This window comes from Acinetobacter sp. GW821-FHT01E09 (genome assembly GCF_059422385.1).
The window spans coordinates 287,241-313,485 of sequence record NZ_JBWKWU010000001.1; the positions used below are offsets into that span (position 1 = coordinate 287,241).

Here is a 26,245-nt window from a genome sequence, read left to right on the forward strand (position 1 = left end):
CTTCGCGTAACAAGTGCTTCTAATCGCATGCTTTATTTGATATTTAAAATAGCTTGTTAAAGTATTGTGGTGTGTTCTGTTGTGGCGTGGACAACATAAAGCTTGGTTTTACGCTGATTTAGCACTGTAGAAATGTCATGCTAAGATAGACTTGAATTAGAATGGGAAGATAATCATGACTTGGAAATTACAAGCAATTACAGGTGAGTTAGAAGGGCAGGAAGTCACGATTGACCGTGATATGCTGGTTGGACGCCATCAAGATGCAGACCTGTTATTACAAGCTGCGGAAATTTCACGTCGCCATGCTGCATTCTTATTAAAAGAAGATGCACTTTGGGTTCAAGATCTAAAGTCATCCAATGGTACCTTTGTGAATGATATCCGTATCGATCAAGATAAACTGTTGATGGATGGTGATATTGTTCAATTTGCCAGTGTTAAATTTAATGTACTTGCACCGGTAAAACCTGTTGTTTTGCAAACTGAACAGGCAGCGCCTGAGGTCGAAGTTCAACCGGTTGTAGTTCCAATAGAAACGCCAGTTCAACAACCTGCTGAGGCTGTGGCGACTGCTGAAATTAAACCAGCTGCCCCAGTAGAACGTACAGTGGCAGATCAGATGAATGAACAGGGCATGCCTGAGCTTTCAGAACGAGATAGCAGTGTGCAAATCAACCGTGAAGGTATGCCGTCTGGTGTAGCAATCCCTAAACCTGCGCCAATTCCAGAAGGTGTGGATATTCATGCGGCTACACAGCCAAAAGTAGAGCAGGTTAAAGCACCTGAGATTGTTGCAGAAGAACACGTCGAAACCCAGAAAAATGCAAAGTTAGGTTTGGCAACACTGGTGATTTTGATCATTTTGGCAATTATTGCATGGCTATTGTTTAAATAATTTGCGAATGCGCTACACTCAAGGCATGCAATCGCATGCCTTTGTTTTTTTGTATTTTCGTTTTTAAAAATTAAAACTCGATTTAGGTGTAAATCATGAATGTGGCAAAGCTAGACCAACGTGAACTGATTTTATTTGATTTGGATGGGACCTTGGTTGATTCAGCATTTGATTTATATCGTGCCATGAATTTAAGTCTAGCGCGTTTGAACTTAGCCCAAGTCACTGAACAACAGGTTCGGGTTTGGATTGGTAAAGGCACCTCATTATTTTGTGAAAGTACATTGAAGTATTTAAAAGGTGAAGTGGATCCAGTACTGCATCAACAGCTTTTGGATACATTCTTGGAAATTTACAATGCAGAGCCTTGTGTTGATACCAAACCATTCTCTGGAATTTTAGAGTTTTTAGAATGGGGAATTGAAAACAATAAGAAATTGATTTGTGTGACCAATAAACCAGAACAGCCCGCACGAAAAATTCTAGAAGAATTGCAAATGGATCACTATTTTGTCGATGTAATAGGTGGTGATCGTTTTGAAGTGCGTAAACCACATCCAAAACCATTGTTGTATTGTGTTGAAACTTATCAGTCATCAACGGACAAAACTTTGATGATTGGCGATTCAAGTAATGATGTCGAGGCTGCACGCCGTGCAGAGGTTGATTGTATTGTGGTCAGCTATGGTTATAATCACGGTGAAGATATTCAACTCTGTCAGCCACAACAAGTGGTGGATGATTTAACAGAGCTTTTGGCTTAACACCGGTATATTTAAATTGTTGCGAAAAAAGGGAAGAGGAATGAATAGCAAACGCACTTTTCGATGGCGTCACTAAGTGAAATGCAGAGACATCCATACTTAGTATTATCGAAAATAGAGAGAATTCCTGATGACAACCTTAGCGCAATTTGAACAACTAAAATCAGCGGGTTATAACCTTATCCCTGTATATCGCCAACGCTTAGCCGATACAGATACGCCATTGTCTGTATTTGCACGGTTAAAACAGCATCAACAAGCTTATCTTTTTGAATCTGTCGAAGGTGGTGAAAACTGGGCAAGATATTCAATTATTGGACTGGGTGAATCAATCGTGTTTTCCTGTAATGCAGGACAGCTCACGATAAAATCGGTAGATGGCTCGATAGATACCCAGCCATGTACAGATCCCTTTCAATATATCCGTGATTTTCAAGTGCAGTTTAAAGTACCCACCCAGCAAGATTTACCCGCGCTGCCTAATTTTACTGGCGGCTTGGTGGGCTACTTTGGTTATGACGCAGTACGTTATATTGAGCCACGGTTAAAGAATGTGCCTGAGGCGGATCCCGTTGGACTGCCAGACTTATGGATGATGTTGTCTAAAACCGTCATTGTATTTGATAACTTAAAAGATACTTTGTTTTTAATCGTGCATGCAGATGTTAATGATACAGAGGCTTATGCCAAGGCTCAGCAACAGCTGGATGAGATTGAGGCATTATTGGCTATGCCAATCAGCTTGGTTGCTAAAAAACATACCGCTCCGCATTTTGAGTCACTGACTGGGCATGACAAATTCCTTGAGTCAATTGAGAAAGTTAAAGAATATATCCGTGCTGGTGATGTGATGCAGGTTGTTCCTGGGCATCGTATGGTGTCGGATTTTGATGGTGAGCCTTTACAGGTTTATCGCGCATTACGACATCTCAATCCATCACCGTATTTATTTTTGGTGCAAGGCCAGACCCTTTTAGATCAAAAGCCGTTCCATATCGTAGGTTCTTCACCGGAAATTCTTTCTCGACTCGAAAATGGAATCGCGACTGTACGTCCGCTTGCTGGTACACGCCCACGAGGAAAAACCAAAGAAGAAGATTTGGCGCTTGAAAAAGATTTGCTTTCTGATGAAAAAGAGATTGCGGAACATTTAATGCTGATTGATTTAGGCCGTAATGATGTGGGGCGTGTCTCGAAAATCGGTAAAGTGCAAGTGACTGATCAAATGGTGATCGAACGTTATTCACATGTCATGCATATTGTTTCCAATGTACAAGGTGAAGTGTTGGATGATGTCGATGCTTTGGATGTTTTTAAGGCAACTTTTCCAGCAGGCACGCTTTCAGGTGCCCCAAAGATTCGTGCAATGGAAATTATTGACGAAGTTGAGCCGGTAAAGCGTGGAATTTTTGGTGGTGCAGTGGGTTATTTGGGCTGGCATGGCGAAATGGACATGTCGATTGCGATCAGAACCTGTGTTATTCGTGAAAATAAGGTCTATGTACAGGCTGGTGCAGGGTTGGTTGTTGACTCAAATCCTGAATCAGAGTGGAATGAAACCCAAATAAAAGCTCGCGCAGTGATCAAAGCGGTTGAATTATCGTCAAACGGATTGATTTTATGAGTTTTTGAGGTTTTTTTTGCAAAAAACACTTGCAAGGATTCTGAGTTTTGCTAAACTGCACACCGTTCCGATACGAAACGTACGAAACACTAAGAAACGCCGGCATAGCTCAGTTGGTAGAGCAACTGACTTGTAATCAGTAGGTCCACAGTTCGAATCCGTGTGCCGGCACCATCTTAAGGTTTTGTGTTATAATGTTGAAGAACGACACTGAAAGTAAGTGTAAAGGTGAGATTCCCGAGCGGTCAAAGGGAGCAGACTGTAACTCTGCCACGAAAGTTTCGAAGGTTCGAATCCTTCTCTCACCACCATTACTTCGATAAGTGGTAATTACCAACATTAAGCGGGAGTAGCTCAGTTGGTAGAGCGGTAGCCTTCCAAGCTACATGTCGCGAGTTCGACCCTCGTCTCCCGCTCCATCGAAGATGATGCTCTTATAGCTCAGTGGTAGAGCACTCCCTTGGTAAGGGAGAGGTCTCGAGTTCAAATCTCGATAAGAGCTCCAGATACAATTTGGTAGATTATTCTACACCAGTTTCTCAAAAGCAGGCTTATTAGTCTGCTTTTCAAGTATTAGGTGTCTAGTTTTTTAGACGATTGTCGATGCTGAGTTGTTTAACTCGTGTTCGACATAAACGAGGAAGAGCAAATGGCTAAGGCTAAGTTTGAACGTAATAAGCCACACGTAAACGTGGGTACAATTGGTCACGTCGACCATGGTAAAACAACTTTAACTGCTGCAATTGCAACAATTTGTGCAAAAACTTACGGCGGTGAAGCTAAAGACTACGCAGCAATCGATTCTGCACCAGAAGAAAAAGCACGTGGTATTACAATTAATACTTCACACGTAGAATACGATTCTCCAATTCGTCACTACGCTCACGTAGACTGCCCAGGTCACGCCGATTATGTTAAAAACATGATCACTGGTGCTGCTCAGATGGACGGTGCGATCCTTGTATGTGCTGCGACTGATGGTCCAATGCCACAAACTCGTGAACACATCCTTCTTTCTCGCCAAGTAGGTGTACCTTATATTCTTGTATTCCTTAACAAGTGTGACCTTGTTGATGATGAAGAATTACTTGAATTAGTAGAAATGGAAGTTCGTGAACTTCTTTCTACTTATGACTTCCCAGGTGATGACACGCCTATCATCCGTGGTTCAGCACTTGCTGCACTTAATGGTGATGCTGGTCAATATGGCGAATCAGCTGTACTTTCACTTGTTGAAGCGCTTGATTCTTATATTCCAGAACCAGAACGTGCTATCGATAAAGCATTCTTGATGCCAATCGAAGATGTATTCTCTATTTCTGGTCGTGGTACAGTGGTAACAGGTCGTGTAGAATCTGGTATCGTTAAAGTCGGCGAAGAAGTTGAAATCGTTGGTATCAAAGATACAGTTAAAACAACTGTAACTGGCGTAGAAATGTTCCGTAAACTTCTTGACGAAGGTCGTGCGGGCGAGAACTGTGGTGTTCTTTTACGTGGTACTAAGCGTGAAGACGTACAACGTGGTCAAGTACTTGCTAAACCAGGTACAATCAAGCCGCACACTAAATTCGACGCAGAAGTATATGTACTTTCTAAAGAAGAAGGTGGTCGTCATACTCCGTTCCTTAACGGTTACCGTCCACAGTTCTACTTCCGTACAACTGACGTAACTGGCGCAATCCAATTACAAGACGGCGTTGAAATGGTTATGCCAGGTGACAACGTTGAAATGTCAGTAGAACTAATCCACCCAATCGCAATGGACCCAGGTCTACGTTTTGCGATCCGTGAAGGTGGTCGTACAGTTGGTGCTGGTGTAGTTGCTAAAGTAACTGCATAACCGCTAATATGTTTGTTCTAACCGAGAGTTTAGGCTCTCGGTTTGTTTATAGGTCAGTAGTTCAATTGGTAGAGCGTCGGTCTCCAAAACCGAATGTTGGGGGTTCGAGTCCCTCCTGACCTGCCATTTTTTAAATAAAAAACTTGATGTCGGCTAAACTGGTCATATAATAAGTCGCGAAACCTACGACGAGTACAAAAATGTCGAATGATAAATCACGTGACGCAATGGGCGGCGCGGCAATTCCTCAAAGCAACAATTCTGCTGAAATGGTGAAGACAAGTTCTCCATTTGATTTTATTTTGTGGATCATAGCATTGGCTTTATTTGGCGGTGCATTGATGACAAATCAATATCTTCCAGCGTATTGGGCACCTGCAAATAGTGTCTGGGTGCGTATTGGGGTAATTTTAGCTTGTATCATCGTAGCTTTAGGTTTATTATACGCCACCCATCAAGGCAAAGGCTTTGTTCGTTTGCTTAAAGACTCTCGTATCGAATTGCGTCGAGTTACATGGCCTACGAAACATGAAACAGTAACCACTTCATGGCAAGTTCTCCTCGTTGTTGTAGTTGCCGCAATTATTTTGTGGTGTTTTGACTATATCATCGGTTGGTTTATGAAGTTTATTATCGGGTAAGAGAGCTATGAAACGTTGGTACATTATTCATGCCTATTCAGGTTATGAAAAACAAGTGATGCGTTCACTTAATGATCGAATCCAGCGTAGCGCTGTTGCTGATAGTTTTGGTGAAGTCCTTGTTCCTACCGAAGAAGTGGTAGAGATGAAGGATGGTAAGAAACGTAAATCAGAGCGTAAATTCTTTCCTGGCTATGTGTTAGTCGAAATGGAAATGAATGATGAAACTTGGCACATTGTTAAAGAATGTCCAAAAGTATTAGGTTTCATCGGTGGTACAGCTGAAAAGCCAGCACCAATTACGCAAAAAGAAGCTGATGCGATTCTTGCACGTGTACACAATAAAGGTGAAGCACCTCGTCCTAAGACGATGTTTGAGCCGGGTGAAGAATTACTTGTTACTGACGGTCCATTCACAGACTTTAAAGGTGTGGTGGAAGAAGTTCAGTACGAAAAATCACGTTTAACGTTGACGATTAATGTATTTAATCGACCAACTCAAGTTGAATTGGAATTTCGCCAAGTCGAAAAAACAATTTAATTTGCACTGTTTGAAAGCGCCCGATTTGTTATGGATCGGGCATTGTTGTTGTAACGGTATCGTTACTTGAAATGTTGGGGAGCTCTAAAAGGCGTTTGTACCCAGAGGTAATTTGAAATGGCTAAGAAGATTGACGGCTATATCAAGCTGCAAGTTCCAGCTGGTAAAGCGAATCCATCTCCACCGATTGGTCCTGCACTAGGTCAACGTGGTGTTAACATCATGGCATTCTGTAAAGAATTCAATGCTGCTACACAAAAAGTTGAACAAGGTCTTCCAATTCCTGTAGTGATCACTGTGTACAACGATAAGTCGTTCACATTCATCATGAAAACTCCACCTGCTGCGATTCTTCTTAAGAAAGCTGCTGGTATCCAAAAGGGTTCTGCTGTACCAAACAAAACTAAAGTTGGTAAGTTGACTCGCGCTCAGTTAGAAGAAATTGCGACTACTAAAGAACCAGATTTAACTGGTGCTGATTTAGACGCACGTGTACGTACCATTGCTGGTTCTGCGCGTTCTATGGGCTTGGAAGTGGAGCTATAAGACATGGCAAAGTTAACTAAACGTCAAAAAGCCATTGCTGCAGCTATTGAAGCAAACAAAGTTTACACTTTGGAAGAAGCAGTACAAGTTCTTAGCAGCCTACCTGCTGCAAAATTCAAAGAATCTTTGGATGTTGCGGTAAACCTAGGTGTTGATCCTCGTAAATCTGACCAAGTTGTTCGTGGCGCGACTACACTTCCTGCAGGTACTGGTAAAACTGTACGTGTTGCTGTGTTTGCTCAAGGCGCTGCTGCTGAAGCTGCTAAAGCTGAAGGCGCGGACATCGTTGGTTTTGATGATCTTGCTGAAAGCATTCAAGCGGGTAACTTAGACTTCGACGTTGTGATTGCTGCTCCAGATGCAATGCGTGTTGTTGGTAAGTTAGGTACGATCCTTGGTCCACGTGGCTTAATGCCAAACCCTAAAGTGGGTACTGTAACTCCTGACGTAGCAACTGCAGTTAAAAATGCAAAAGCTGGTCAAGCACGTTACCGTGTAGACAAAGCGGGTATCATCCACGCTGCGATCGGTCAAGTAGGTTTCACTGCTGAAGCTGTTCGTTCAAACGTTGAAGCGCTTATCGCTGACCTTAAGAAAGCAAAACCTGCGACTTCTAAAGGTATCTACATCCAAAAGATCACTTTGAGCTCAACTATGGGTCCTGGTCTTGTTGTTGATGTACAAAACGTTTCTAAATAATTATTTTTCAATAATTATATTGCGATAAAAGAATTTTAAAGTCCTGAGTAAAATTTGAAGTGTTACTTCAAATTTTACGCAAGAAAGAGTGATGACTTCTATTGAGGTTGAGCTTTTCTTCTTGTGGATTGATAAAGCATGGCTTTGTTGATCATCAGGCGGACTTTGAATTGATAGATGTAAATTTATCAGCGTCAAAGACCTCAGGCGAGGGGAGTCTTCGGATTCGCTTCTTAAAATACCAGTCTGAGTAGACGCGGTGGTGTGATTGATTCCTCCTCCGCGTGTAAGTCAAGAGATTGATTTACGAATTGGGAGTGCAGTCCGTGGATTGCATAAATCACCGTTAGGAGGTTTTACAATGGCTCTTCTTATCGAAGACAAAAAACAGATCGTTGCGGAAGTAAATGAAGTTGCTTCTACCGCGTTTGCTGCTGTTGTTGCTGACTACCAAGGTTTAACAGTTGAACAATTGACTACACTTCGTGTTGAAGCTCGTAAGTTAGGTGTTAAGACACGTATCGTGCGTAACACTTTGGCTAAACGTGCTTTCGAAGGTACTCAATTTGATATCTTAGACGAAAACCTTGTTGGTCCAACTATTCTAGCTTTTTCAACTTCTGAAGATGACATGGGCGCAGCTGCTCGCTTGTTTGAAGAATTTGCTAAAACTAACAAAGCATTTGAACTTAAAGCTGCTGCATTTGACGGCAAACTTTATCAAGGTGCTGACGTTAGCGTTATCGCGAATCTTCCGAACCAAGAAAAAGCACTTACTATGCTTGCCAATGTTCTTCAAGCTCCTATTTCGAAATTGGGTCGCCTTATTACAGCGCTCAAAGAGAAAAACGAGTCAGAAGCTGCATAAGCTTAATAAATTTCACACACCATTCAATATCCATTTGGAGTTATTCTCATGGCTTTAACTAACGAAGAAATCTTAAACGCAGTTGCTGAAAAAACTGTTCTTGAACTTGTTGAACTTATCTCTGCTTTCGAAGAGAAATTCAACGTATCAGCTGCTGCTGTAGCTGTAGCTGCAGGTCCTGCTGTTGCTGCTGCTGAAGAGCAATCAGAATTCAATGTTGAATTGACTTCTTTCGGCGCTAACAAAGTTGCTGTAATTAAAGCAGTACGTGAAGTTACTGGTCTTGGCTTGAAAGAAGCTAAAGACTTAGTAGAAGGCGCTCCTTCAAATCTTAAAGAAGGCGTTTCTAAAGAAGAAGCTGAAGAACTTAAGAAAAAACTTGAAGAAACTGGTGCTACAGTTACTGTTAAGTAATTTCGCTAGGGGTCGAATTTTAATTTGACCCCAAAAATTGGCTGATGGCTCTTGGGTCATCAGCCTTTTTGCGTTACAATAATCGGCTCGATTTTAGATTGATTGGTAGAAAAACCATCAATTTTAAAAATAAATAAACACAATCAAACGCTTACCAATATTTTTCCATTTTAAAAATATTGCTAAGCGTTTTGTACCACTGAAATTTGCAGCATTTGTATAAAAGTGGTGGTCATATCGACCTGCGTAATTCCTTCTAAGTTCGTTCTGCAGGCGGACTTAGTTTACTTTCCGAGGACTCCAGATGGCATACTCATATACCGAAAAGAAACGGATCCGTAAGAATTTTGGTAAATTGCCCCAAGTCATGCATGCTCCGTACCTGCTCTCGATTCAAGTCGACTCGTACAGAACATTCTTGCAAGACGGCAAAACACCAAAAAATCGCGAAGATATCGGTCTCCAAGCTGCATTTCGTTCAGTTTTTCCTATTGAAAGTTATTCGGGCAATGCTGCTTTAGAATTCGTTGAGTATAGTCTTGGTAAACCAGAGTTTGATGTTCGCGAATGTATTCTTCGTGGCTCAACCTTTGCGGCACCAATGCGCGTTAAAATTCGTTTGATCATCAAAGATCGTGAAACGAAATCTATTAAAGACGTACGTGAACAAGAAGTGTACATGGGTGAAATGCCACTCATGACTGAGAATGGTACCTTTGTCATCAATGGTACTGAGCGTGTAATCGTATCTCAATTACACCGTTCACCAGGCGTATTCTTTGACCATGATAAAGGTAAAACGCATTCAAGCGGTAAAGTGCTTTATTCAGCACGTATTATTCCTTATCGTGGTTCATGGTTAGATTTTGAGTTTGATGCTAAAGATTTAGTCTTTGTACGTATTGACCGTCGTCGTAAATTGCTTGCGACTGTTGTGTTACGTGCATTGAGCTATAGCAATGAACAAATTCTGAATATGTTCTACGAAAAAGTACCTGTATATCTTGATATGGGTAGCTATCAGATTGACCTTGTGCCTGAACGTCTTCGTGGTGAAATGGCTCAATTTGATATCGTGGACAATGATGGTAAAGCCATTGTTGAACAAGGTAAACGTATTAATGCTCGCCATGTACGTCAAATGGAAGCTGCTGGTTTAACTAAACTTCCAGTTCCAGATGAATATTTGTATGAGCGTATTACTGCTGAAGATATCGTACTTAAAGACGGTGAAGTAATTACTGCTAACACTGTATTAAGTCATGAAATTTTGGTCAGAATTGCTGAAGGTGGTATTAAACAATTTAATATCCTGTTCACCAATGACATCGATCGTGGTTCTTTTGTTGCTGACACCTTACGTGCAGATACGACATCTGGTCGTGAAGAAGCACTTGTAGAAATCTACAAAGTGATGCGTCCAGGTGAGCCACCAACGAAAGAAGCGGCTGAAAACTTATTCAATAACTTATTCTTCTCTACAGAGCGCTATGATTTATCGCCTGTGGGTCGTATGAAGTTTAACCGTCGTTTGGGTCGTCCTTACGAAGTAGGTACAGATCAGAAGTCTCGTGAAGTAGAAGGTATTCTTTCTAACGATGACATCATCGATGTATTGAAAACACTGGTAGAAATTCGTAACGGTAAAGGTGAAGTCGACGATATCGATCACTTGGGTAACCGTCGCGTACGTTCTGTTGGTGAAATGACAGAAAACCAATTCCGTGTTGGTTTAGTTCGTGTTGAACGTGCTGTTAAAGAGCGTTTAAACCAAGCTGAAACAGATAACTTGTCTCCACAAGATTTGATCAATGCGAAACCAGTTGCTGCTGCAATCAAAGAATTCTTTGGTTCAAGCCAATTGTCACAGTTTATGGATCAAAACAACCCGTTGTCAGAAATTACACACAAACGTCGTGTATCTGCGCTTGGGCCTGGTGGTTTGACACGTGAACGTGCGGGCTTTGAAGTACGTGACGTACATCAAACTCACTATGGTCGTGTATGTCCAATTGAAACTCCTGAAGGACCAAACATTGGTTTGATCAACTCGCTTTCTGTTTATGCAAAAGCGAACAACTTCGGTTTCTTGGAAACACCATACCGTCGCGTTGTTGATGGTCGTGTAACAGATGATGTTGAATATTTATCTGCAATTGAAGAAGTAGGTACTGTTATTGCACAGGCCGATTCTGCATTGGATAAAGATGGACATTTAACAGAAGACTTCGTTTCAGTACGTCACCAAGGTGACTTCGTTCGTATGCCACCTGAAAAAGTGACGCATATGGATGTATCTGCTCAACAGGTTGTATCTGTCGCTGCATCACTTATTCCATTCCTTGAACACGATGATGCCAACCGTGCATTGATGGGTTCAAACATGCAACGTCAGGCTGTTCCTACATTGCTTGCTGATAAACCACTTGTGGGTACCGGCATGGAAGCAAACGTAGCGCACGACTCTGGTGTATGTGTGATCGCGAAACGTGGCGGACGCATTGAGTTTGTAGATGCATCACGTGTGGTTATTCGTGTCAACGAAGATGAAATGATCGCGGGTGAAGCAGGTGTAGATATCTACAACTTGATCAAATACACGCGTTCAAACCAAAACACATGTATTAACCAAAAAGTGCTTGTGAGCATGGGCGATAAAGTCGGCCGTGGTGACGTTCTTGCTGATGGTCCATCAACTGATGGTGGTGAATTAGCACTAGGTCAGAACATGCGTGTCGCGTTCATGACTTGGAACGGTTATAACTATGAAGACTCGATTTTATTATCTGAACGTGTTCTTCAAGAAGATCGTTTAACGTCAATTCATATTCAAGAATTATCATGTGTTGCGCGTGATACGAAGTTAGGTGCGGAAGAAATCACTGCCGATATTCCTAACGTAGGTGAAGCAGCGTTATCTAAACTTGATGAATCAGGTATTGTCTATATCGGTGCTGAAGTTGCAGCGGGTGATATTCTTGTTGGTAAAGTGACACCTAAAGGTGAAACACAATTAACCCCTGAAGAAAAATTACTTCGTGCAATCTTTGGTGAGAAAGCGGCAGACGTTAAAGATTCATCTTTACGTGTTTCTTCAAGCGTTAAAGGTACAGTCATCGACGTTCAAGTGTTTACACGTGACGGTATTGAGAAAGATGAACGTGCTCAAGCGATTGAGAAAGCGCAGCTTGATGCTTACCGTAAAGACTTGAAAGAAGAATTCAAAATCTTCGAAGAAGCTGCTCGTGAACGTATTATCCGTTTGTTAAAAGGCCAAGAGTCGAATGGCGGCGGTACGACCAAGCGCGGTGATAAGCTATCTGAAGATGTATTGTCTGGTTTAGAGCTTGTTGATCTTTTAGAAGTTCAACCAACAGATGAAGGCATCGCTGAACGCTTAACTCAAATTCAAGTGTTCTTGAAAGAGAAGAGCTACGAGATTGATGAGAAATTTGCTGAGAAAAAACGCAAACTTTCTACAGGTGATGAGCTTACAACAGGTGTCTTGAAAGTTGTTAAAGTTTACTTAGCTGTAAAACGTCGTATCCAGCCTGGTGATAAGATGGCGGGTCGTCACGGTAACAAAGGTGTTGTATCAAACATCTTGCCTGTTGAAGACATGCCGCATGACATCCATGGTGTTCCAGTTGATGTCGTACTTAACCCATTGGGTGTACCATCACGTATGAACGTGGGTCAGATTCTTGAAACTCACTTAGGTATGGCTGCAAAAGGTCTTGGCGATAAGATCGACAAGATGATGAAAGAGCAACGTACCGTTCTTGAGCTTCGTGATTTCTTAGACAAGATTTATAACAAAGTTGGTGGCGAGCAAGAAGATCTTGATAGCTTAACTGATGAAGAAATCTTGGTGTTATCAGGTAACTTGCGTAAAGGTGTTCCTTTAGCTACGCCAGTATTTGATGGTGCAGAAGAAAGTCAGATCAAAGAGTTACTTGAGCTTGGTGGTATCTCACGTACAGGTCAAACAGTATTGTATGACGGACGTACAGGTGAGCGTTTTGACCGCCCAGTAACTGTTGGTTATATGTACATGCTCAAGTTGAACCATTTGGTTGATGACAAGATGCATGCACGTTCTACTGGTTCTTATTCACTTGTAACTCAACAACCGCTTGGTGGTAAAGCACAATTCGGTGGTCAGCGTTTCGGTGAGATGGAAGTCTGGGCACTAGAAGCTTATGGTGCTGCTTATACACTTCAAGAAATGCTTACTGTGAAGTCGGATGACGTTGAAGGTCGTACTCGCATCTATAAGAACATTGTAGATGGTAACCATTATATGGATCCGGGTATGCCTGAATCGTTTAACGTATTGACCAAAGAGATCCGTTCTTTAGGTATCAACATTGAACTGAAAAATGGTGACTAAACTTCACCATTGAATCTCCCTAAATCCCTCTTTATGAAAGAGGGACTTTCCCCCTTAGAAAAAGGGGGATCAAGGGGGATTAAAATTCAGTGAAAAAACAATATTTGTGACCCAGTCTTAGCCTGAAAAGCGCTTCGACACACGGAGAAAAAAATTGAAAGACTTGCTCGATATCATGCGCAAAAAGACGGATTCAGATGGTCACGCTCCAGTAGAGTTTGACCGTATCCGTATTGGTCTTGCGTCACCAGAAATGATTAAGTCATGGTCTCACGGTGAAGTTAAAAAGCCAGAAACCATTAACTATCGTACGTTTAAACCAGAACGTGATGGTTTATTCTGTGCCAAAATCTTTGGTCCAGTAAAAGATTACGAATGCTTGTGTGGTAAATACAAGCGTATGAAATATAAAGGCGTCATTTGTGAAAAATGTGGCGTTGAAGTAACAACAGCAAAAGTTCGTCGTGAGCGTATGGGTCACATCGAGCTTGCTTCTCCAGTTGCGCATATTTGGTTCTTGAAATCATTACCAAGCCGTATCGGTTTATTACTTGATATGACTTTACGTGATATCGAACGTGTATTGTACTTCGAATCTTATGTGGTTACTGATCCTGGCATGACGCCAATGGAAAAGTACCAACTTCTTAACGATGAAGAATACTTCACTGCGTTAGAAGAACATGGTGACGAATTCAGCGCGAAAATGGGTGCAGAAGCAGTTCAAGATTTGTTGAAAGACATCGATCTTGAAGCTGAAATTTCTCGTTTACGTGAAGAAATTCCAAACACAACTTCAGAAACGAAGCTTAAAAAAGCCTCTAAACGTTTGAAGTTGATGGAAGCGTTCAAAGAGTCGAACAACAAGCCAGAATGGATGGTGATGAATGTACTTCCAGTACTTCCACCTGATCTTCGTCCGTTGGTACCGCTTGAAGGTGGTCGTTTTGCGACTTCTGACTTGAACGATCTTTATCGTCGCGTGATCAACCGTAACAACCGTTTAAAACGTCTTCTTGACCTTGCTGCACCAGACATTATCGTACGTAACGAAAAACGTATGTTACAAGAGTCTGTAGATGCGTTATTGGACAATGGTCGTCGTGGTCGTGCAATTACTGGTTCGAACAAACGTCCGCTTAAATCTTTGGCAGATATGATCAAAGGTAAGCAAGGTCGTTTCCGTCAAAACTTACTTGGTAAGCGTGTTGACTACTCTGGTCGTTCGGTAATTACTGTAGGTCCAACTTTACGTTTGCACCAATGTGGTCTTCCGAAGAAAATGGCACTTGAATTATTCAAGCCGTTTATCTTTGCTAAGCTACAAGCTTCTGGCCAAGCAACAACCATTAAAGCTGCGAAGAAAATGGTTGAGCGTGAAACTCCTGAAGTTTGGGACGTTCTTGCATCTGTAATTCGTCAACATCCAGTGATGTTGAACCGTGCGCCAACACTTCACCGTTTAGGTCTTCAAGCATTTGAACCTATTCTAATTGAAGGTAAAGCGATCCGTTTACACCCACTCGTTTGTGCTGCGTTTAACGCCGACTTCGATGGTGACCAAATGGCGGTTCACGTTCCATTAACACTTGAAGCTCAATTAGAAGCTCGTGCGTTAATGATGTCGACCAACAACATCTTGTCACCTGCCAACGGTGAGCCGATCATCGTACCTTCTCAGGACGTTGTCTTGGGCTTGTATTACATCACACGTGATGCAATCAATGCCAAAGGTGAAGGCATGGTGTTTGCGGATACTCACGAAGTAAACCGTGCACTTGCAACAGGTCAAGTTGACTTACATGCGCGTGTAAAAGCACGTGTACACCAAACAGTGATTGATGAAAACGGTAACCGTGAGCATCAAACTATTGTTGTAGATACGACACCTGGTCGTTGCTTACTTTGGGAAGTTGTTCCTGAAGGTATGGATTTCCAACAAATCAACGTTGAGATGACTAAAAAGAACATCTCTAAGTTGATTAACTCTTGCTACCGTAAATTAGGTTTGAAAGATACGGTTATCTTTGCTGACCAATTGATGTACTTGGGCTTCCGTCAAGCAACCCGTTCTGGTGTTTCTGTGGGTATGGAAGACATGTTGATTCCGCCACAAAAACAAGCAATTATCGAAAAAGCAGAAGTTGAAGTTCGTGAAATTGAACAACAATTCGAGCAAGGTTTCGTAACTGCGGGTGAGCGTTACAACAAAGTTGTCGATATTTGGGCGCGTACGAACGACCAAGTTGCCAAAGCGATGATGGACAACTTGTCATTCACGACTGTTAAAAACAAACAGGGTGAAGACGAGAAGCAAAAATCATTCAACAGTATCTACATGATGTCTGACTCAGGTGCCCGTGGTTCGGCAGCTCAGATTCGTCAGCTTGCAGGTATGCGTGGTTTGATGGCGAAACCAGATGGTTCGATCATTGAGACACCGATTAAAGCAAACTTCCGTGAAGGTTTGACAGTACTTCAGTACTTCATTTCAACACATGGTGCGCGTAAAGGTTTGGCCGATACAGCACTTAAAACAGCAAACTCTGGTTACTTGACACGTCGTCTAGTCGACGTTGCGCAAGACTTGGTTATTACTGAGCCAGATTGTGGTACGCTCGAAGGTCTTGTAATGACTCCGTTCATTCAAGGTGGCGATGTCATTGAGCCATTAAGTGTACGTGTATTAGGACGTGTAACTGCTGAAGACGTGAAAAAAGCGGGTTCAGATGAAGTTGTGCTTCCACGTAACACATTGATTGACGAGAAAATTGCGGCGTATCTTGAAGATGCGGGTGTCGATGAAGTTAAAGTACGTTCAGTTGTAAACTGTGCTTCGACTTTCGGTGTATGTGCTAAATGTTATGGTCGTGACTTGGCGCGTGGTCACTTGGTGAATCCAGGTGAATCTGTCGGTGTTATGGCTGCGCAATCAATTGGTGAACCTGGTACACAGTTAACCATGCGTACATTCCACGTAGGTGGTGCTGCAAGCCGAACGTCTGCTGCAAATAGCGTACAAGTACGTAACAAAGGTACAGTTCGTTTCCATAACGTTAAAACTGTTCAACATGCCAAAGGTCACTTGGTGTCTGTTTCACGTTCAGGTGAAATCGGTATCGCTGATGATTTAGGTCGCGAACGTGAGCGTTATAAACTTCCATACGGTGCGTCTATCTTGATTAAAGATGGTCAACCTGTAGAAGGCGGCGGTATTGTTGCAACTTGGGATCCGCATACACATCCATTGGTTACAGAAGTTGCTGGTAAAGCACGCTTCAGCCAAATTTCGGATGGCGTAACTGCAACATCGAAAACTGATGATGCAACAGGTATGACCACTGTTGAAATTTTACCTGTAACAGCACGTCCTGCTTCTGGTAAAGATTTGCGTCCTGCAATCGTGTTGGATACAACCGATGGCGGCGAACAGTTCTACTTCTTGCCACAAAACACGATCGTGACTGTTCGTGATGGTGAGACGATCGGTGTTGGTGACGTTATTGGTCGTGTACCACAAGAAACTTCACGTACTCGTGATATTACCGGTGGTCTGCCGCGTGTAGCTGACTTGTTCGAAGCACGTAAGCCGAAAGAACATGCAATTCTTGCTGAAATCTCAGGTGTTGTAAGCTTTGGTAAAGAAACCAAAGGTAAGAACCGTTTAGTGATTACACCAGATGATGGCTCTGAAATTTATGAAGAGTTGATTCCAAAATGGCGTACCATTAACGTGTTTGAAGGTGAGCATGTGAACCGTGGTGAAACCATTTCTGATGGTCCACAAAACCCACATGACATCTTGCGTTTGAAAGGTGAAGTTGCATTAACCAACTACATCGTGAACGAAGTTCAAGACGTTTACCGCTTACAAGGTGTAAAAATCAACGATAAGCATATTGAAGTAATCGTTCGTCAAATGTTGCGTAAAGTTGACATTACTGACGGTGGCGATACAAGCTTTATCAAAGGCGAACAAGTGGATTACATCCGCGTTGTGGGCGAAAACCAAGCGGTATTGGCTCAGAACAAGTTCCCTGCGAAGTATGAACGTCAATTGATGGGTATTACCAAAGCATCGCTTTCTACTGACTCGTTCATCTCTGCTGCATCGTTCCAGGAAACAACACGTGTGTTAACTGAAGCGGCTGTAACAGGTAAAGAAGATGATTTACGTGGCTTGAAAGAAAACGTTGTTGTAGGTCGCTTGATTCCAGCAGGTACTGGTCTTGCATACCACTTAGAACGTCGTCGTCAAGAAGCAGAAGCTGCAGAGCATGAGCTTGTAAATGACTTCTCTGAAGTTGATCAAGCATTCTCTCAAGCTTTAAACGAAGATTCTTTCTAAGTTAAACAGCTTTTGAAATGAAGAAGACGCCTTAGGGCGTCTTTTTTTATATACTGAGTAGACCTCAGTTACAAACATTAAAAATGGCAATTAAAATTAGAAATATATGGATAGTTTTACTGGCAGTCATGTTCGTTCCCGTCTGTTTGTTGATGTTTTTACCAGCTCAGCCAGAAATGAATTGGCAGCACGATGTATTTCAATTCATCACAGAAAAATTAAAGATTCAAACGGGAAGGTTTGGTCTCTTGGCTTTTTATACGGTATCGGTGACTGCATATTTTTCGCTATTGAGCAGCTTCTGGGCCGTTTTTTTGTTTTGCATGATTTGGCAAGAAGGGCGTCAAACTACACCTCAAACAACGCTCCAGACAGCGCAGTTTAAGTTGTGGGATGCGGTGCTTGTGGTTGTATGTATTCTTGGGTTTATCTGGTTTAGTTTTTCGATGATGCAATGGCATTTCGCTCAACAAGATATGACCGTAGGTTTAGGTCGAAATGGCTATTTATTCCAATCCTTGTATCACTATCAACTCGGTGTTGTCTTTGCTGAACTCTTTTTTATGCTTTTCTTGGTGTTCAGCCAGCTGGCAATCTTGATGCTTGTTTATGCAAGTTATCGTTTTCTCAAAGAAAAAATTAAATAAAAAAATTAAGATTCAATATGAGTTATTTGATGATTAACCCGTTGTTTTTAAATATTTAACTAGAAAGTGATTGCTCAAAGATAGGCTTTTTTCATAACGCCTTTTTAAAACGATAAATCAACATGAAATTTCCCTCATCTTAGCCTTCTCCCAAAGCGAGAAGGGACTTTCAATACCAATATAATTCACTCAACATGATCATCTTTTGCTTTATGAAAGCGATCTAATAATTTCTTATTAACATGAATGTTATTTAAATTAGATGGTGCATCTTTGATAATCAAAGACTACAAATGGCAACATGAAAATTTAATTTAATCCATAAATTAGTGTTTTCATAAAATCAGTCTTAATCAATTGCATTTGTAAGTTCAGATAGAAAGGATGAATAACATGAAAAAAATAGTAATGACTATGATGTGTGTGAGTTTACCTATTGTGATGCTTACAGGTTGTGAAAACATGTCAGCAAACGATAAGCGTATTGCTTCAGCGGCCCTTGGTGGGGCTGTTGGTGGCGGTGTAGGTAATCATGCAGGTAATGGCGTTGGTGCTGCTGTTGGTGCAGGCGGTGGTGCAGCTGTAGGAAGCAAAGCCAACAATGGTTCAAATCGCAATGCAACCTATAGTGGTATCGGTGCGGGTATTGGCTCAGTCCTTGGTAAGGGTGTTCTTGGCGGTGATGCCGGTGCTGCAATTGGTGGCGCGATCGGTGGTGGTGCTGGTGCTGCTATTGAGCAAAATAAGTAAGCGTCTAAACCCAAGACTCAATAAAAATAAGCGCAACGTATTAGCATTGCTGATTACGTGATGCGCTTATTTTTATCCCTATTCATATCTAAGATTAAAAGATCTGACCATCTTAGTACTGTTGCGGCATCCTATTGATGTTTCGCTTTAGCAAAACTGATTTAAATCTTGTTTAGCGTTTTAAGGGGTGGGGGTTTTTACGACGGATATATACGGTTTTTTGTACCTCAGCAATTCTTAAACCAGAATCATCAAAAATATTCACGGTATAGTTACGATAGACTGGACTATAGTTTTCAGCTAAATCTTTGACATGTTCAATTTCAATCGCATCTAAACGAATATCTGCATAAACCGTACTACGTCCAGGGGAAAGGAAGTTGATGCTTGCGGTTTTATCCCAAACCATATATTTCGGACCCAGATGATGCATTAAAAGAAGCATATAAAATGGATCAACCATTGAATACAAACTACCGCCAAAGTGCACACCAACAATGTTTTGATTGCTATGTGTCAGTGGCATTTTGACCCGAACATGATAGTTTTTTAGATCAATTTTTTCGATTTCAATCCCTGCACCTTTATATGGAGAAAAATGATTCAACATAAATTTGGAAACAAATGGGATTGTCTGTAGTTTTTTGATTAGCGCATTCATGGTCAATTCTAGTTATCGATTTTTAAACCATAATAAAGAACTGAATGGAATGTGGCATTGATCCAAATGCCCTCTACTACGAAATCACAGCCAATGGTAAAACAATAAAAGGTGACTCAATGCAAGTGCAAACTTATTGGATATCCACACAAGATAAGCAAAAACTTTATGCAAAAACATGGGGTAATGCTGAAAACCCTGCATTGGTTTTAGTGCATGGCTATCCTGATAATCAGGAAGTTTGGGAACCGATTATTGAGCAATTGATCTCAAAATTTTACATCATTACTTATGATGTACGTGGGGCAGGACAGTCTTCTGTGCCGAAACGAATTCGTGATTATGCTTTAGCACGCTTATCTCTGGATTTAGAGTGCGTGGTAAATGAGCTACTGCCCAATCGTAATTTTCATCTTGCAGCGCATGACTGGGGCTCGATTCAGTCGTGGGAATCTGTGACTGAACCTAAATTTAAAAACCGTATTTTGTCTTATACCACCATGTCTGGACCTTGCTTGGATCACGCTGCTTTTTGGATGCGTGAACAGTTTTTACATGAAAAGCCTAAATTTTTTAAGCAGTTATTTAAATCTTGGTATATCGTTGCATTCCAGTTACCATTTCTTGCACCGACCGTTTGGCATTTCTTTAGTCCACAACGCTGGGGCGCAATTTTAACGCAACTTGAGAAAAAGAAAGGCTTACCGTTAAATCAAAATATTGCAAAAGATGGTGAACATGGTATCGGGCTATACCGTGCTAACTTTCTTCCACGTTTAACTCGACCGCGTCAGCGTTATGCAGTATGTCCTGTACAGGCTGTTGTACTGTTAAGAGATAAATTTGTAAGCCCAGAATTGATTGATGAAGTGCCTAAATGGGCAACAGATTTTGAACGTGTAGAAGTTGATGCAAACCATTGGGCAGTACTTAGCCAACCACAAGAGATTGCACAATATATTCAAACATTTGCACTCAAAAATAGTGAGAGTTGATTCGCTTAAAGTAATGTGAGCTCTTATAAAAATAGGCCATGTTTTCACATGGCCTATTCATTTTATGACCAGTTCGACTAAATTACAGCTTCATTGTAGTGAATCTGATAAAATATCGGCTTTCAAATTTTCGTAAATTTCTCCATGAATGCTGTCGTTATTGCGATTGCCGTGATGTTTATCTTGTCACTGGCACGAGTTTCTGTTGTTTTAACATTGGTTATTTCAGCAATTATAGGTGGGTTGGTTGCAGGTTTAAGCTTGTCAGATACTGTTACAGCATTTAATGCGGGCTTGGGTGATGGTGCAGAAGTTGCCTTGGCATATGCGGTATTAGGCGCTTTCGCTTTGGCACTTTCAAAGTCAGGCTTGCCTGATTTATTGGCCTATAAACTGATCGGCTTACTCGGTATGGAAGCCACGCAGAAACAAGCAACCAAAGTAAAATTCTTATTATTGGGTATTTTACTGATTGCCGCGATTTGTTCACAAAACTTAATCCCTGTGCATATTGCGTTTATTCCTGTCCTTGTTCCACCGTTATTAAAAGTGATGAATCACTTGAAACTCGACCGTCGTGCCGCAGCATGTGTACTGACCTTAGGTTTAGTCGGCACATATATCTTCTTGCCTGTAGGCTTTGGTGCAATTTTTCTTGAACAAATTCTGATGGGAAATATCAACAAAATTGGCGCTGCTTATCATCTGCATGTTGAAAGAAGCATGATGCCTATGGGGATGGCTATTCCTGTATTGGGTATGGTGATTGGTACTTTGTTTGCCGTTTTTGTCAGTTATCGTAAACCGCGTATTTATGTTGATCGTAATGTTGCACCAATTACTACGATTGATTTAGATAAACCACTTCGTGCGGTAAATGTTGAGGTATTAAAAGCTGATGGCATTGCCTTAGAGCAAGAAGCCAAGCAAGAAGCTCCTGTGATTGCCAAGAAAACTATTCTTATGGCATTGCTGGCAATCATTTTAACCCTGATCTCTCAATTGTATTCAGGCTCAATGATTCTTGGCGGATTGGTTGGATTCTCTGTTCTCTCTGCCGCAGGGATTTTTAAATGGCAAGAAGCGGATGATGTTTTTGTACAAGGGATGCGTATGATGGCATTGGTCGGTTTTATCATGATCTCTGCTGCGGGTTTTGCATCCGTAATGACCCATACTGGGGATATTAATCAGTTGGTCAACGGTGTTGTACATTTGATTGGTGACAATAAAGCGCTAGCTGCTTTCTTGATGTTATTTATTGGTTTATTTGTAACGATCGGAATTGGTTCATCATTTTCAAGTGTGCCTGTACTTGCAGTCATTTATGTTCCTTTATGTGTACAATTCGGCTTCTCTCCGCTTGCAACTGTTGCCTTAATTGGTACTGCGGCAGCATTGGGAGATGCGGGTTCACCAGCTTCAGATTCGACCTTAGGACCTACTGCAGGTTTGGGCGTAGATGGGCAACATGATCATATTTGGGATACGGTTGTTCCAACATTTATCCATTTTAATATTCCATTATTGGTGTTTGGTTGGATTGCTGCGATGGTTTTATAACTCGGTACTGATCAGACATAAGGAGATTCATTAAATGATTGATGAATCTCCTTTTTTTATGGTTATTTGGTCTAAAATAACTTGTATTTGCAGGAAATTTACTATAAATATTAAAAAAATAAAATAATAGCTGTGATTTTATTTATTTAAAATAACTAACCAATAGATAATGTTATCTTGATTAAAATACTTGGTTTTAATTAATTAATCTTGATTAATTAAGTTGGATTTAAAAACCAACTATATTGATATGATTAAAATAAATTTACTTATATAACAATTGTTTGAAAATATATAATAATTTTTGATTTAAATAAATGTTGCAATATTATTAATACCTATGTTTAATGTTTATTAATAACAACGCTGGGGTATTTATAATGTTAAAGCAAACTGCTCTTATTGCATTAATGGCAATTTCTTCTGCTTCATTTGCAGATTGGCAAGTCAAAGTTGGTGGTTCGGTGATTGCACCAACACAAGACACCAAAGTTGCTGGTGTTGGTACTGTGAAAGCAGACCATGAATATGCTTTTACGCCTTCTGTAGAATATATCTTTGGTGAAACACCTTTCTCTGCGGAAGTTTTATTAGCGACACCAATTAGCCACGATGTGAAATTAGATGGTGAAAAAGCAGTTAACCTTAAACACTTACCACCAACTGTAACGTTTAAATATAACTTTAAAAACTCTACACGTTTTACACCGTATATTGGTGTTGGTGGTACAGCATTCCTTGCATGGGATGAGGAATCATCTGGGGCATTGGCGGGCACTAAGGTTAAAGTTAAAGATGATTTTGGTTTTGCTGGCCAAATCGGTTTTAACTTCCAACCTGCTGATGCAAAAAACTGGGGTGTTTTCTTTGATGCCCGTTATGCTCAATTAAGCCCAGAAGTGACTGTTAAAGCGGGTAATACCACTGCTGCAAAATTTGATTTAGATATTGATCCAGTTATCTATACTTTGGGTTATAGCTATAGATTCTAAGTTCGCTTTAGAATCATAAAAAACTCGGTAAATTTACCGAGTTTTTTTATTTTTACAGAGTCTTATATATTGAAACAAGAAGCAATAAAAAATCGTTATTTTTAGCTATATAAGCGCTGATTAAATCCATTTAATCTATCAGAACATCAATAAGACTTTGACATGATATGAAAAATTTAATTTTTATAATATTTGTAGGGTTAAGTAGCAGCACTATAGCCAATGCTGCAAGTTTTAATTGTGAGCATGCTCAAACCAAAAGTGAACATGCCATTTGTGAGCATCGCAGTTTAAACGATGCAGATGTCAAAATGGCGACCACCTATACCATTATCCGTAAACTCGTTCCGATGGGAACACGGGGTGTGATACAGGATCAGCAAGTGAAATGGTTACAACTGCGCAATCAATGTCAGGACAATCTACGTTGTTTAACCGATGCGTATCAAATGCGTCAGCAAAAACTAGAGATTTATATGAATCGAGTTTATCAACAAGGCCCATTTTAAAAAAAATTAAATTTACCTATTGAAATATGCTTAAACCACTCCATTTCTAATGCATTCAATAAAAAAGCGTTATGAATTTACGGAGTGATTTTATGAGTGAACAGAACGTACAACACAGTTCAAAAAAGCATAGCTTTCAAGCAGAAGTGGCTCAGCTTTTACATTTAGTGACGCATTCACTTTATTCTAACCCTGAAATTTTCCTACGCGAGCTGATTTCAAATGCTTCAGATGCATGTGATAAGTTACGTTTTGAAGGAATTAACCATCCTGAATATTATGAGAATGATCCAGACTTACATGTTCGTGTAAGCTTAGATAAAGATGCCAAAACAATCACCATCTCAGATAATGGTATTGGTTTAAGCCAACAAGAAGCAATTGATAACTTAGGGACGATTGCTAAATCGGGCACTAAAGACTTTATGTCAAAGTTATCTGGTGATCAAAAAGCAGATGCGCAACTGATTGGTCAGTTTGGTGTAGGTTTTTATTCTGGTTTTATCGTTGCTGATAAAATTACCGTTGAATCTCGCCGTGCAGGTTTAGATGCATCAGAAGGTGTACGTTGGATCAGTGGCGGTACGGGTGACTTTGAAGTTGAACAAATTGAGAAGGCTTCACGTGGAACGTCGATTATTTTGCATTTGCGTGATGATGCGCTGGATTATTTAGAATTTTATAAAGTTAAACAAATTATCAATAAATACTCTGACCATATCAGCTTACCTATCGAGATGCAGAAGGAAGTTTGGCAGGAAGAAGAAGCTGCTGAAGGTGAAGAGAAAAAACCAGGTCATTATGTTAAAACAGATGAGTGGGAAGCGATTAACTCAGCAAGTGCTTTGTGGACACGTAGCAAAGGCGAAATTACTGAAGAGCAGTATGTAGAATTCTATAAGAATTTAACTCATGACTTTGATGCGCCATTGGCTTGGGCACATAACCGAGTTGAAGGCAGTACTGAATATACCCAATTGCTTTATATTCCAAGTAAAGCACCAAGTAATATTTTCACGCGTGAAGCCAAAGCAGGCATCAAACTTTATGTAAAACGTGTATTTATTATGGATGATGCAGACAATCTGATTCCAAATTATCTACGTTTTGTACAAGGTGTGGTGGATAGTGCTGATCTGCCGCTTAACGTAAGCCGTGAGATTTTACAAGAAAGCCGTGATGTGAAAACCATCCGTGAAGGAAATGCACGTCGTGTATTGACAACATTGGATGCTTTAGCAAAATCAGAAGATCAGGCTGACCAAGACAAATTTAAAACCTTCTATGCTGAATTTGGTTCAGTAATCAAGGAAGGTTTAGGTGAAGACTTTGGTAATCGTGAACGTATTCTAAAACTTTTACGCTTCTCTACTTCGAACAATGATGAGGTATCAACATCATTGGAAGCGTATAAAGCACGAATGAAAGAAGGGCAAAAAGCCATCTACTATGTGACCGCCGATAGCTTAGCGGCTGCGAAAAACTCACCACAACTCGAATTGTTCCGTAAAAAAGACATTGAAGTTTTGCTTATGGCAGACCGTGTTGATGAATGGGCGATGGAGTTTGTGCATGACTTTGATGGCACACCTATGCAAAATGTCGCAAAGGGTGCGGTTGATCTTGGTGATTTACAAGATGCGGAAGAGAAAAAAGCACTTGAAGCTGCCGCAGAACAGTTTAAACCTGTGGTTGAAAAACTCTCTGATTCATTAAAAGCTAAGACCAAAGAAGTGCGTGTGACAACGCGTTTGGTGGACTCACCAGCATGTCTAGTGACCAGCGATGGTGAGCTTTCGCCGCAATTGATTCGTATGTTAAAACAAGCAGGTCAGGCTGTACCTGAATCTAAACCAATTCTGGAAATTAACCCAGAACATCCTTTAGTGAAAAAATTGGAAGGTTCAGCCCAGTTTGATGATTTAGCCAATGTGATCTTTGATCAGGCCGTAATTGCTGAAGGTGGTTTACCTGATGATCCTGCGGAATATGTAAAACGTATTAACAATTTATTGCTTAAATAAGTCGTCATTTGTTTTAACAGAGCCTATCTTAGTGATAGGCTTTTTTATCAATAAGATTAAATGAATAAATTTAAAAGAATTCAATGTATAGGCTGTTCTGTATTGCTCAGTTTAGCTACAACAGTAGTGATGGCATATGAACTTCCACCTGTTGAAAAGCGCAATGCAAATACCACAGATCTTTCAGTACATAACGCCATGTTCTTACGACAAAACACACAGGCTGCTGTGATTGGTATATTGAAAAAAAATGGTCAGAAGTATGAACTTGCAGCTAGCGATGGGAAAGGGGGAATGGCGTTACCGATAGCAGTACATCCAAGCCTTAAAATAGACGATGCTTTAGTCGATAAAGAAGTTAGGGCGATTGGGCGAATGACTTACGAAACAATGTATATGCCAAATTCTAGCGACTTTGGTCCCGCTTATAGTTTTACTTTTGAATTGTTTTCAATTGCCTCATTGAATTAAAAGGATATAGCAGGCATTTTATCAACATCAGTGGATAAGTCGAAACTTATCCACAGT

Annotated in this window: 21 protein-coding genes and 5 tRNA genes; 25 read left to right on the forward strand and 1 reads right to left on the reverse strand. The window is 40.8% G+C overall.

Features of this window, described 5'->3' with window-relative positions:
- Positions 1-175: 175 nt before the first annotated feature.
- From AC07U8_RS01315 to AC07U8_RS01405, 19 genes are all read left to right on the forward strand, one after another.
- Entirely contained in the window at positions 176-898 is a 723-nt protein-coding gene (locus AC07U8_RS01315) for an FHA domain-containing protein (protein ID WP_239046628.1), read from the forward strand.
- Between the two features lie 95 nt (positions 899-993).
- The gene (locus AC07U8_RS01320) at positions 994-1,662 is read left to right on the forward strand and encodes an HAD-IA family hydrolase (protein ID WP_494737175.1); all 669 of its coding nucleotides are present in this window, start codon (positions 994-996) and stop codon (positions 1,660-1,662) included.
- A 130-nt stretch (positions 1,663-1,792) separates the two neighbouring features.
- Positions 1,793-3,286 (forward strand): anthranilate synthase component I, encoded by a 1,494-nt coding sequence (gene trpE, locus AC07U8_RS01325; RefSeq protein WP_494737176.1) that lies wholly within the window; start codon positions 1,793-1,795, stop codon positions 3,284-3,286.
- A 98-nt stretch (positions 3,287-3,384) separates the two neighbouring features.
- Positions 3,385-3,460 (forward strand) — tRNA-Thr (locus AC07U8_RS01330).
- Positions 3,461-3,513: 53 nt separating this feature from the next.
- Positions 3,514-3,597, forward strand: a tRNA-Tyr gene (locus AC07U8_RS01335).
- A 32-nt stretch (positions 3,598-3,629) separates the two neighbouring features.
- A tRNA-Gly gene (locus tag AC07U8_RS01340) sits at positions 3,630-3,705 on the forward strand.
- An 11-nt stretch (positions 3,706-3,716) separates the two neighbouring features.
- A tRNA-Thr gene (locus tag AC07U8_RS01345) sits at positions 3,717-3,791 on the forward strand.
- Between the two features lie 144 nt (positions 3,792-3,935).
- Complete coding sequence (gene tuf, locus AC07U8_RS01350; RefSeq protein WP_004723653.1) at positions 3,936-5,126, forward strand: elongation factor Tu; 1,191 nt, start codon at positions 3,936-3,938, stop codon at positions 5,124-5,126.
- Between the two features lie 50 nt (positions 5,127-5,176).
- A tRNA-Trp gene (locus AC07U8_RS01355) sits at positions 5,177-5,252 on the forward strand.
- 74 nt (positions 5,253-5,326) lie between these two features.
- Positions 5,327-5,767, forward strand: a complete 441-nt coding sequence (gene secE, locus AC07U8_RS01360) for a preprotein translocase subunit SecE (RefSeq protein WP_004718489.1) — start codon at positions 5,327-5,329, stop codon at positions 5,765-5,767.
- A gap of 7 nt (positions 5,768-5,774) precedes the next feature.
- Positions 5,775-6,308 (forward strand): transcription termination/antitermination protein NusG, encoded by a 534-nt coding sequence (nusG, locus tag AC07U8_RS01365; protein WP_004718486.1) that lies wholly within the window; start codon positions 5,775-5,777, stop codon positions 6,306-6,308.
- A gap of 117 nt (positions 6,309-6,425) precedes the next feature.
- A complete protein-coding gene (rplK, locus tag AC07U8_RS01370; RefSeq protein ID WP_004718484.1) occupies positions 6,426-6,854 on the forward strand; it encodes a 50S ribosomal protein L11 in 429 nt (142 codons plus the stop codon).
- A 3-nt stretch (positions 6,855-6,857) separates the two neighbouring features.
- Complete coding sequence (gene rplA, locus AC07U8_RS01375) at positions 6,858-7,553, forward strand: 50S ribosomal protein L1 (RefSeq protein WP_004718482.1); 696 nt, start codon at positions 6,858-6,860, stop codon at positions 7,551-7,553.
- 361 nt (positions 7,554-7,914) lie between these two features.
- The gene (gene rplJ, locus AC07U8_RS01380; RefSeq protein WP_004718479.1) at positions 7,915-8,421 is read left to right on the forward strand and encodes a 50S ribosomal protein L10; all 507 of its coding nucleotides are present in this window, start codon (positions 7,915-7,917) and stop codon (positions 8,419-8,421) included.
- A gap of 48 nt (positions 8,422-8,469) precedes the next feature.
- Complete coding sequence (gene rplL, locus AC07U8_RS01385; protein WP_004818508.1) at positions 8,470-8,835, forward strand: 50S ribosomal protein L7/L12; 366 nt, start codon at positions 8,470-8,472, stop codon at positions 8,833-8,835.
- Positions 8,836-9,139: 304 nt separating this feature from the next.
- Positions 9,140-13,228: a DNA-directed RNA polymerase subunit beta gene (gene rpoB / locus AC07U8_RS01390; protein WP_004718475.1), complete on the forward strand. Its 4,089-nt coding sequence runs from the start codon at positions 9,140-9,142 to the stop codon at positions 13,226-13,228.
- 154 nt (positions 13,229-13,382) lie between these two features.
- Positions 13,383-17,576, forward strand: coding sequence for a DNA-directed RNA polymerase subunit beta' (gene rpoC, locus AC07U8_RS01395; protein ID WP_004718473.1), 4,194 nt, complete (start codon positions 13,383-13,385; stop codon positions 17,574-17,576).
- 128 nt (positions 17,577-17,704) lie between these two features.
- Positions 17,705-18,223, forward strand: a complete 519-nt coding sequence (locus tag AC07U8_RS01400) for a hypothetical protein (protein WP_303578090.1) — start codon at positions 17,705-17,707, stop codon at positions 18,221-18,223.
- Between the two features lie 393 nt (positions 18,224-18,616).
- The gene (locus AC07U8_RS01405) at positions 18,617-18,973 is read left to right on the forward strand and encodes a YMGG-like glycine zipper-containing protein (RefSeq protein ID WP_004718470.1); all 357 of its coding nucleotides are present in this window, start codon (positions 18,617-18,619) and stop codon (positions 18,971-18,973) included.
- Between the two features lie 172 nt (positions 18,974-19,145).
- Here AC07U8_RS01405 and AC07U8_RS01410 read toward each other — a convergent pair whose 3' ends face one another.
- Entirely contained in the window at positions 19,146-19,634 is a 489-nt protein-coding gene (locus tag AC07U8_RS01410) for a PaaI family thioesterase (protein WP_004818511.1), read from the reverse strand.
- A gap of 119 nt (positions 19,635-19,753) precedes the next feature.
- On the opposite strand from AC07U8_RS01410, the gene AC07U8_RS01415 reads away from it, so the two are divergent.
- The 6 genes from AC07U8_RS01415 (at position 19,754) to AC07U8_RS01440 (ending at position 26,188) form a co-directional block, all read left to right on the forward strand.
- Positions 19,754-20,629 carry an alpha/beta fold hydrolase gene (locus AC07U8_RS01415; protein ID WP_034617325.1) on the forward strand — a complete coding sequence of 292 codons (876 nt, stop codon included), beginning with the start codon at positions 19,754-19,756 and terminating at the stop codon, positions 20,627-20,629.
- A 144-nt stretch (positions 20,630-20,773) separates the two neighbouring features.
- A complete protein-coding gene (locus tag AC07U8_RS01420; protein ID WP_004818515.1) occupies positions 20,774-22,192 on the forward strand; it encodes a Na+/H+ antiporter family protein in 1,419 nt (472 codons plus the stop codon).
- A gap of 380 nt (positions 22,193-22,572) precedes the next feature.
- A complete protein-coding gene (locus tag AC07U8_RS01425) occupies positions 22,573-23,184 on the forward strand; it encodes an OmpW/AlkL family protein (protein ID WP_034617314.1) in 612 nt (203 codons plus the stop codon).
- A 167-nt stretch (positions 23,185-23,351) separates the two neighbouring features.
- Complete coding sequence (locus tag AC07U8_RS01430) at positions 23,352-23,693, forward strand: lysozyme inhibitor LprI family protein (protein WP_004818519.1); 342 nt, start codon at positions 23,352-23,354, stop codon at positions 23,691-23,693.
- A 92-nt stretch (positions 23,694-23,785) separates the two neighbouring features.
- The gene (gene htpG, locus AC07U8_RS01435) at positions 23,786-25,717 is read left to right on the forward strand and encodes a molecular chaperone HtpG (protein WP_494737177.1); all 1,932 of its coding nucleotides are present in this window, start codon (positions 23,786-23,788) and stop codon (positions 25,715-25,717) included.
- 102 nt (positions 25,718-25,819) lie between these two features.
- On the forward strand, positions 25,820-26,188 hold the full coding sequence (locus AC07U8_RS01440; RefSeq protein ID WP_004818523.1) for a hypothetical protein: 369 nt from the start codon (positions 25,820-25,822) through the stop codon (positions 26,186-26,188).
- The last annotated feature ends 57 nt before the right edge of the window (positions 26,189-26,245 follow it).

Excerpts from the sequence above, each read along its gene's own strand:
- AC07U8_RS01315 (WP_239046628.1), top strand. The coding sequence starts at position 176 with ATGACTTGGAAATTACAAGCAATTACAGGTGAGTTAGAAGGGCAGGAA.
- AC07U8_RS01320 (WP_494737175.1), top strand. The coding sequence starts at position 994 with ATGAATGTGGCAAAGCTAGACCAACGTGAACTGATTTTATTTGATTTG.
- trpE (WP_494737176.1), top strand. The coding sequence starts at position 1,793 with ATGACAACCTTAGCGCAATTTGAACAACTAAAATCAGCGGGTTATAAC.
- tuf (WP_004723653.1), top strand. The coding sequence starts at position 3,936 with ATGGCTAAGGCTAAGTTTGAACGTAATAAGCCACACGTAAACGTGGGT.
- secE (WP_004718489.1), top strand. The coding sequence starts at position 5,327 with ATGTCGAATGATAAATCACGTGACGCAATGGGCGGCGCGGCAATTCCT.
- nusG (WP_004718486.1), top strand. The coding sequence starts at position 5,775 with ATGAAACGTTGGTACATTATTCATGCCTATTCAGGTTATGAAAAACAA.
- rplK (WP_004718484.1), top strand. The coding sequence starts at position 6,426 with ATGGCTAAGAAGATTGACGGCTATATCAAGCTGCAAGTTCCAGCTGGT.
- rplA (WP_004718482.1), top strand. The coding sequence starts at position 6,858 with ATGGCAAAGTTAACTAAACGTCAAAAAGCCATTGCTGCAGCTATTGAA.
- rplJ (WP_004718479.1), top strand. The coding sequence starts at position 7,915 with ATGGCTCTTCTTATCGAAGACAAAAAACAGATCGTTGCGGAAGTAAAT.
- rplL (WP_004818508.1), top strand. The coding sequence starts at position 8,470 with ATGGCTTTAACTAACGAAGAAATCTTAAACGCAGTTGCTGAAAAAACT.
- rpoB (WP_004718475.1), top strand. The coding sequence starts at position 9,140 with ATGGCATACTCATATACCGAAAAGAAACGGATCCGTAAGAATTTTGGT.
- AC07U8_RS01400 (WP_303578090.1), top strand. The coding sequence starts at position 17,705 with ATGTTCGTTCCCGTCTGTTTGTTGATGTTTTTACCAGCTCAGCCAGAA.
- AC07U8_RS01405 (WP_004718470.1), top strand. The coding sequence starts at position 18,617 with ATGAAAAAAATAGTAATGACTATGATGTGTGTGAGTTTACCTATTGTG.
- AC07U8_RS01410 (WP_004818511.1), bottom strand. The coding sequence starts at position 19,634 with ATGAATGCGCTAATCAAAAAACTACAGACAATCCCATTTGTTTCCAAA.
- AC07U8_RS01415 (WP_034617325.1), top strand. The coding sequence starts at position 19,754 with ATGCAAGTGCAAACTTATTGGATATCCACACAAGATAAGCAAAAACTT.
- AC07U8_RS01420 (WP_004818515.1), top strand. The coding sequence starts at position 20,774 with ATGAATGCTGTCGTTATTGCGATTGCCGTGATGTTTATCTTGTCACTG.
- AC07U8_RS01425 (WP_034617314.1), top strand. The coding sequence starts at position 22,573 with ATGTTAAAGCAAACTGCTCTTATTGCATTAATGGCAATTTCTTCTGCT.
- AC07U8_RS01430 (WP_004818519.1), top strand. The coding sequence starts at position 23,352 with ATGAAAAATTTAATTTTTATAATATTTGTAGGGTTAAGTAGCAGCACT.
- htpG (WP_494737177.1), top strand. The coding sequence starts at position 23,786 with ATGAGTGAACAGAACGTACAACACAGTTCAAAAAAGCATAGCTTTCAA.